This window comes from Hymenobacter sp. UV11, from assembly GCF_004684095.1.
Lineage (GTDB): Bacteria > Bacteroidota > Bacteroidia > Cytophagales > Hymenobacteraceae > Hymenobacter.
Window position 1 is genome coordinate 51,491 of sequence record NZ_SRII01000019.1, and the last position, 7,244, is coordinate 58,734.

5 protein-coding genes are annotated in these 7,244 nt (G+C 63.1%); 3 read left to right on the forward strand and 2 right to left on the reverse strand.

Going from position 1 to position 7,244, the window contains the following annotated elements:
• Positions 1-2: 2 nt before the first annotated feature.
• Together E4631_RS23705 and E4631_RS23710 are read right to left on the reverse strand one after the other, a co-directional pair.
• The gene (locus E4631_RS23705; RefSeq protein WP_133657728.1) at positions 3-1,238 is read right to left on the reverse strand and encodes a chorismate-binding protein; all 1,236 of its coding nucleotides are present in this window, start codon (positions 1,236-1,238) and stop codon (positions 3-5) included.
• The gene (locus tag E4631_RS23710; RefSeq protein WP_133657727.1) at positions 1,238-1,672 is read right to left on the reverse strand and encodes a hotdog fold thioesterase; all 435 of its coding nucleotides are present in this window, start codon (positions 1,670-1,672) and stop codon (positions 1,238-1,240) included. The genes E4631_RS23705 and E4631_RS23710 overlap by 1 nt, the downstream gene beginning before the upstream one ends.
• Positions 1,673-1,886: 214 nt before the next feature.
• Here E4631_RS23710 and E4631_RS23715 point away from each other — a divergent pair, with 214 nt between their 5' ends.
• The 3 genes from E4631_RS23715 to E4631_RS23725 all read left to right on the forward strand — a co-directional run bounded on the left by E4631_RS23715 (position 1,887) and on the right by E4631_RS23725 (position 7,146).
• A complete protein-coding gene (locus tag E4631_RS23715) occupies positions 1,887-2,510 on the forward strand; it encodes a histidine phosphatase family protein (RefSeq protein WP_133657726.1) in 624 nt (207 codons plus the stop codon).
• A gap of 177 nt (positions 2,511-2,687) precedes the next feature.
• On the forward strand, positions 2,688-4,403 hold the full coding sequence (locus E4631_RS23720) for a pyruvate dehydrogenase complex dihydrolipoamide acetyltransferase (protein ID WP_133657725.1): 1,716 nt from the start codon (positions 2,688-2,690) through the stop codon (positions 4,401-4,403).
• Positions 4,404-4,563: 160 nt separating this feature from the next.
• Positions 4,564-7,146 carry a TonB-dependent receptor gene (locus tag E4631_RS23725; RefSeq protein ID WP_133657724.1) on the forward strand — a complete coding sequence of 861 codons (2,583 nt, stop codon included), beginning with the start codon at positions 4,564-4,566 and terminating at the stop codon, positions 7,144-7,146.
• Positions 7,147-7,244: the final 98 nt, after the last annotated feature.

Below are 7,244 nucleotides of genomic sequence, written 5' to 3' on the forward strand. Positions count from 1 at the left end.
CCCTACCCCAGCACCGCGGCCACGGTTTGCAGCTTCATCTCCGTTTCCTGCCACTCGCGGGCGGGGTCCGAATCGACGGTGAGGCCGGTGCCCGCGTAGAGAATGGCCTCGGTGGGGCGCACCTGCAGGCAGCGCAGGTTCACGAAAAGCCGCGACACGCCGGGCGCGGCCACGTTCACCGGCCCCAGAAAGCCGCTATAATAGGCGCGGTCGTAGCGCTCGTGGCGGCGCAAAAACTCCAGCGCCGCCACCTTGGGCATGCCGCCCACGGCCGAGGTGGGGTGCAGCAGCCGCAGCATATCGGTGCCCAATGAAGACGCAAAAGGCACGTTTTGCAGGTTCACCTCAAAGTCGGTGCGCAGGTGTAGGAGCTGGCCGGCAGTCACCGTGCGCGGGCCGGTTTCCTGGTATTCGCGCAGGCGCAACTGCTTGAAGCAGCTCACGATGTAGCGCGCCACCAGGGCCTGCTCTTCAATTTCCTTCTGCCGCCAAATGGCATCCTGCGGCCGGTGGCCCGGCACTAGCGGCTGGGTGCCGGCCAGGGCCATCGTGTGAAAATGCCCATCGGCCGTGACCTCGGCCAGCACCTCGGGCGAGGCCCCGAGCCAGGTGCCTACCCCCGGCACACTCACCAGCGACACAAAGGCGCGCTCGTATTTCCGGCTCAATTCCTGAAACGCCACTAGCGGGTCGAACTCCGCCGGCAGCGGCCGGTGCGCCACCCGCGAGCTCACCACTTTCACCACTTCTTTAGCCTCGATGGCCGCCACGCCGGTGCGCACCAGCGCGGTATAATCGGCCTGGGTAGTGGGGGGCGGGGCGGGCTGCGCGCTGTGGTGCCAGTCCAGGGTAGGGGGGGTAGGCAGCGTGAGCCAGGCGGCAATATTGGGCACCAGCCCGCGCGCGGCCGGCGCAATGCGGACCGCCTCGGGCTGGGCCAGGTCATACTGCACATCGGCGGGCAGAAACAACGCCGGGTTGTGGTCCGAATCGCGAAACGGAAAGAACGCGAAGCCCGCCGGCGCGGCCGCATCCAGGGCGGGGGGTAGGCCGGTGTAAGTAGCTTCGAGCGAGCGCGCTACCAGCAGGTGCGGCTGTACTGCGCCCGGCTCACGCCAGATGGCCAGCGGCCGGCCCGTGCGCAGGGCGCCCGCCGCCAGGTGGCGCAGGCGGGCCGGCGCGTCGAGGCCGGCCGCCGCCGCGGGCCAGGGTAGGAGCCGAAGGTCGGTGGGCTGCATCAGGCCGGCTGGTCCTTGGCGGCGGGCAGGTCAATCACGGCCATAGTAAGGCGACTGATGCACACCAGCGCGCCGGTTTCTTCGTGGGTAATGCGAATTTCCCACACCTGCGTGGTGCGGCCCACGTGCAGCGCCGTAGCCCGGCCGCGCACCCAGCCGGCGCGCACGCCCTTGATGTGATTCGCGTTGATTTCCAGGCCCACACAGGCCTGCTTGGTCACGTCGATGCGGGTGGCCGCCCCAATGCTGCCCAGCGTTTCGGCCAGCGCTACCGAGGCCCCGCCGTGCAGCAGGCCCATGGGTTGGTGCGTGCGGCCGTCCACGGGCATGCGGCCTTCGAGGTAGGTATCGGTGATGTCCGTTAGCTCAATGCCCAGCGCATCAGCCAGGGTAGGGCGGTGCGAAGCCCAGATTTTTACGTCGTCAAGAGTCATTTTTTGGTCGTAATTAGTTGAAATCGTTTGTCATTGCGAGCGAAGCAAAGCGGAGCGCGATAATCTTTCCTTCACGTCAGAATTGCTAACCTACTGAAGCGAACGATAAGGAAAGACTGCTTCGCAGGTTCGCCATGACAAACGATGTAAATCAACTTACGTAGTGCCAACCCGTACTTTACGGCATTGTTCGGCAAAACTACGCGCCTATCCCGTGCCCATTCAGCAGCTTTATCTTCTTCGCCACGGCCAAACCGATTTCAACGTGCAGGGCATCGTGCAGGGTAGCGGCATCAACTCTGACCTCAACGCCCGCGGCCGCGAGCAGGCCGCCCAGTTTTGGGCCGCTTACAAAGACACGCCGTTTGCCCGCGTCTACACGTCCAAGCTCAAGCGCACCCATCAATCGGTGCAGCAGTTCATCGAAAAAGGCCTGCCGCACGAGTCCCACGCGGCCCTCAACGAAATCAGCTGGGGCACCCGAGAGGGCAGTCGCATCACGCCCCAGGAAGACGCTGAATACGGCCGCGTGCTCGACGCCTGGCGCGCCGGCGACGACCACGCCCGCCTACCCGGCGGCGAAAGCCCGACCGAGGTAGCCGCCCGCCAGCGCCCCTTTATCGAGCTGCTGCAGAGCCGGCCCCAAGATGAGCGGGTGCTGGTGTGCCTGCACGGCCGCGCCCTGCGTGTGCTGCTGTGCCAGCTCATGGGCTACCCCCTGCGCTGCATGGATGGCTTTGAGCATCAGAATCTCTGCCTCTACAAGCTGCACTACACGGACTCGCGCTATACTATTCGCAATTTTTTGGATGTCAGCCATTTGGCCCCTGCGCAGTAGCTGTCCGCTGCGCGTTGCCCGTTGTCAGCCAGCTCATGGCGCGGGCTGCTCAACCAACAACTACTAACGGCCAAGCAGCACCGCGTAACTGCCAACTACTAGCGGACAACATAACTTAGATTGTTTCCCCACCTTTTGGCGGCTAATTTTGGCCCCCAATCCCAACCTGCAACTCCGATGGCCGAAATTATCAAAATGCCGAAAATGAGCGACACGATGACCGAAGGGACCATCGCGGCCTGGCTCAAAAAAGTAGGCGACAAAGTGAAGTCGGGCGACATTTTGGCCGAAGTCGAGACCGACAAAGCCACGATGGAGCTGGAAAACTACGAGGATGGCATCCTGCTCTACATCGGTCCCAAAGAAAAAGACTCCGTACCCGTAGATGGCGTGCTCGCCATTGTGGGCAAAGAAGGCGAAGACATTTCGGGCCTGCTCAATGGCCAGAACGGGGGTAGCACCCCGGCCCCGGCCGCTGCTGCGCCGGCTCCCGCCCCAACCCCGGCGCCCGCTCCGCAGGCTGCTGCCCCGGCACCTACCCCCGCCGCCGCGCCCGCTGCTCCTGCCAACGGCAAAAAAGCCATCGTGGTGCGCATGCCCAAGATGAGCGACACGATGACCGAGGGCACCATTGCCGCCTGGCTCAAAAAAGTAGGCGACAAAGTGAAGTCGGGCGACGTGCTAGCCGAAGTCGAAACCGACAAAGCCACGATGGAGCTCGAGAACTACGAGGATGGCATCCTGCTCTACACCGGCCCCAAGGAAGGAGAAGCTGTAGAAGTAGATGGCGTTCTGGCCATTATCGGCGAGGAAGGTGCTGATATTCAGGCCCTGCTTGGGGGCCAGAGCGGCGGCGCAGCTGCCCCTACCCCCCCCGCCGCGCCCGAAGCCGCTGTGCCGGCCGCCGCATCGGCTCCTGCCGCTGCCAGCGCCCCGGCCGAAAGCACCGGCCGCCTGCTCGCCTCGCCCCTGGCCAAGAGCATTGCCAAAGACAAAGGCGTGGACCTGCGCCAGATTAAAGGCAGCGGCGAAAACGGCCGCATCGTAGCCCGCGACCTCGAAAACGCCCAGCCTCAGGCTGCTGCATCGGCGCCCGCTGCCGCGCCGGCTTCGGCCCCGAATGAGTACATCCAGGCGGCCCTGCCCGAGCAGCCGACCGCCAACCAAGGGGCAGCGCAAGCCAAGCCCACTGCCGCCCCAGTTGCGGCCGAAGGCACCTACACCGACACGCCCGTATCGCAGATGCGCAAGGTGATTGCCAAGCGCCTGTCGGAGAGCCTGTTTACGGCTCCGCATTTCTATCTCACGATGGAAATACTGATGGACAAGGCCATGGAAACCCGCGTGAAGCTCAACGAGCTGTCGCCGGTGAAACTGTCGTTCAACGACATGGTTATCAAGGCCTGCGCCGTGGCGCTCAAGCAGCACCCGGCCATCAACTCGTCCTGGCTCGGCGACCGTATTCGCCAAAACAAGGTGGTGAATATCGGCGTGGCCGTGGCCGTAGACGAAGGCCTGCTGGTGCCCGTTGTTCGCAACGCCGACGGCAAGGGCATGGCAACCATCGCCACCGAGGTGAAAGAGCTGGCCGGCAAAGCCAAGAGCAAGAAGCTTCAGCCGTCGGAGTGGGAGGGTAGCACCTTCACCATCAGCAATCTGGGCATGTTTGGTATCGATGAGTTTACCGCCATCATCAACCCGCCCGATGCCTGCATTCTGGCCGTGGGCGGCATCAAGCAAACCGCTGTGGTGAAGGATGGCGCGCTGGCCATTGGTAACATTATGAAGGTGACCCTGAGCTGCGACCACCGGGTAGTAGACGGCGCCACCGGCGCAGCCTTCCTGCAAACGGTGAAAGCCCTGCTGGAAGACCCCATGCGGATGCTGATTTGACCCCAGTCGGGGAATTAAGTACCAATTGTTTATTTAAACTGCACAAAAAACCAGCCTCGTCAGGCTGGTTTTTTGCATTATAAGGATGATTAGGGTGCGTTTTGAGGGGGTAGGGAGCACAGTGCTATACATTTGTTTCTCACCATACGCTTATACCCTCATGAAACACGGTCTATTCGCGTTGCCGCTGCTAATGGCAACCAGCACGGCTTGGGCGCAAAGCCAGACTTTAGCGGGCCAGGTGCAGGACGCCGCCGGCCGGCCCCTGATTGGGGCGACGGTGGTAGAAAAAGGCACCAACAACGGCACGGGCACCGATGGCAACGGGCGCTTTGTGCTGCGGTCCCGCACGGCCCAGCCCCGGCTAGTCATCAGCGCGCTGGGCTACACGCCCCAGGAAGTGAGCGCCACGGGCGGCGCTATTACCGTGAAGCTGGCCGAAAGCACTACCGCCCTCGAAGACGTGCAGGTGGTGGGCTCGCGCAGCCTCAACCGCTCCGTCACGGACTCGCCCTCGCCGGTCGATATTATCGACGTGCAGCAGGTGACGGCCAAAACCGGCCAGCTCGATGTGAACCAGCTGCTGCAGTTTGTGGCGCCCTCCTTCAACTCGAACCGCCAGACCGGCGCCGATGGCGCCGACCACGTGGACCCCGCCAGCCTGCGCGGCCTGGGCCCCGACCAGACCCTGGTGCTCGTGAACGGCAAGCGCTGGCACCAGTCGTCGCTCATCAACCTGTTTGGCAGCCGCGGCCGGGGCAACACCGGCACCGACCTCAACACGATTCCGGCCGCCAGCATCGAGCGCATCGAGATTCTGCGCGACGGGGCCTCGGCCCAGTACGGCTCTGACGCCATTGCGGGCGTCATCAACATCGTGCTCAAAACCAGCACTAAGGAGCTTACCGCCAACGTAAACTACGGTGCTTACACGGCCAAGTACCGCTTCGATGACCAGACTTTCGACGGTGGCAACCTCAACGTGAATGCCAACTACGGGGTGGGGGTAGGGAAGGGCGGCTTCGTGAATGTGACTGCCGATTTCAACCAGCGCGAGCACACCCAGCGCGCCAACGTGCCCGCCCCCGACGGCATCCAGCGCCGCCAATACGGCGACCCCAAGGCTCTTAATACCTCGGCCTACCTCAACAGCAAGCTGCCCATCAGCGAGAATATTTACGCCTACGTGTTTGGCGGCATCAACGTGCGCCGGGGCGACGCCTACGCCTACACGCGCTTCCCGACCGTCACCGACGACAGCGGCAACTCTATTCCGAACCCGCGCAGCAATGCCACGCTCTACCCCAATGGTTTCGACCCCATCATCACCAGTGCCATTTTTGATGGCCAGGGCGTGGCGGGCGTGCGCGGCACTTTTGGCGGCTGGGACGTGGACTTGAGCAACAGCTTCGGCTCGAACCGCTTTCACTACGGCGTGAAAAACACGCTGAACGCCACGCTCGGCGCCACCTCGCCGACCACCTTCGACGCGGGCGGTTTCCAGTTGCAGCAAGATGTAGTGGACCTCAACATCAGCCGCAATTTCAAGACCGTGGCCCAGGGTTTGAACCTAGCCTTCGGCAGCGAATACCGCCGCGAGTGGTACCAGATTTTTGCCGGCGACGCGGGCTCCTACACCAATTACACGCCGGGCACGGGCGTGGCGGGCGGGTCGCAGGGCTTCCCCGGCTTTCAGCCGCGCAACGAGCTGAAGGCCAGCCGTAACAACATCGGCGTGTATGCCGATGCCGAGCTCAACGTGACCCAGGCCTGGCTGGTAGAGGGCGCCGTGCGCTTCGAAAACTACAGCGACTTTGGCAGCAACGTGACCGGCAAGCTCGCTACCCGGTACAAGCTGAGCGATAACTTCTCGCTGCGCGGCACGCTGAGCAGCGGCTTCCGGGCACCGTCGCTGGCCCAGATTAACTTCAATACCGTGTTTACCAACGTAGTAGGGGGTAAGCCGGTCGATATTCTGCTCGACCGCAACAATGGGCCCGTGACCACGGCCGTGGGCATTCCGCCGCTCACGCGCGAGCTGTCGCGCTCGGCCAGCCTGGGCTTTACGGGCCGGGCCGGCTCCATTTTCACCTTCACCGTGGATGGCTACTACATCCACATCCAGGACCGCATCGTGCTCACGGGCACTTTTGACCAGACCGACAGCGCCATCGGGGCCACGCTGGCCAGCCTCAATGTGGGCCAGGCCCAGTTCTTTGCCAACGCCGCCAGCACCACTACCTGGGGCCTCGACGCCGTGCTGGCCAATACGCTGGGGGTAGGCAGCGGCCGCCTCACCACCACGCTGGCCGGCAACCTCAACCGCCTGAACGTGACCAGCGTGCAAACTACGCCGCTGCTGGCCGGCAAGGAAGAAACGTTCTTCGGGGCCCGCGAGCAGGCCTTTGTGAAAGCCTCCGCGCCGCCGTTTAAAATCAACCTCACTTTCGATTACAGCCTGGGCCGCTTCGGCGCGCTGGTGCGCTTCGTCGAGTTTGGTGGCGTAACGCTGATTGACTACAACGGCGACGAGAACCGCTACGACCCGCGCCTAACCACCGACGTAGCCCTGAGCTACGCCCTCACCAACCAGCTGCGCCTGTCGCTGGGCAGCTCCAACCTGTTCAACAAGTACCCCAACTTCTTCAACCCCCAGGCCACCGAAACCGGCGGCGCCTGGGACCCCGTGCAAATGGGCTCCAACGGCCGCTTCCTCTTCGCCAAGCTGCAAGCGCGGTTTTAATCTAGTGGTCTGACAGTTTAATTTCGTTAGTTACTTTGGTCAGTTCAGCGTATCTGTTTTTCAACTTATCGCGGGCCTTTTCGGTGGTGAAAGACCAA

Bases quoted from the DNA above. Each gene is read 5' to 3' on its own strand.
- E4631_RS23725 (WP_133657724.1), top strand. From the start codon at position 4,564: ATGAAACACGGTCTATTCGCGTTGCCGCTGCTAATGGCAACCAGCACG.
- E4631_RS23720 (WP_133657725.1), top strand. From the start codon at position 2,688: ATGGCCGAAATTATCAAAATGCCGAAAATGAGCGACACGATGACCGAA.
- E4631_RS23705 (WP_133657728.1), bottom strand. From the start codon at position 1,238: ATGCAGCCCACCGACCTTCGGCTCCTACCCTGGCCCGCGGCGGCGGCC.
- E4631_RS23710 (WP_133657727.1), bottom strand. From the start codon at position 1,672: ATGACTCTTGACGACGTAAAAATCTGGGCTTCGCACCGCCCTACCCTG.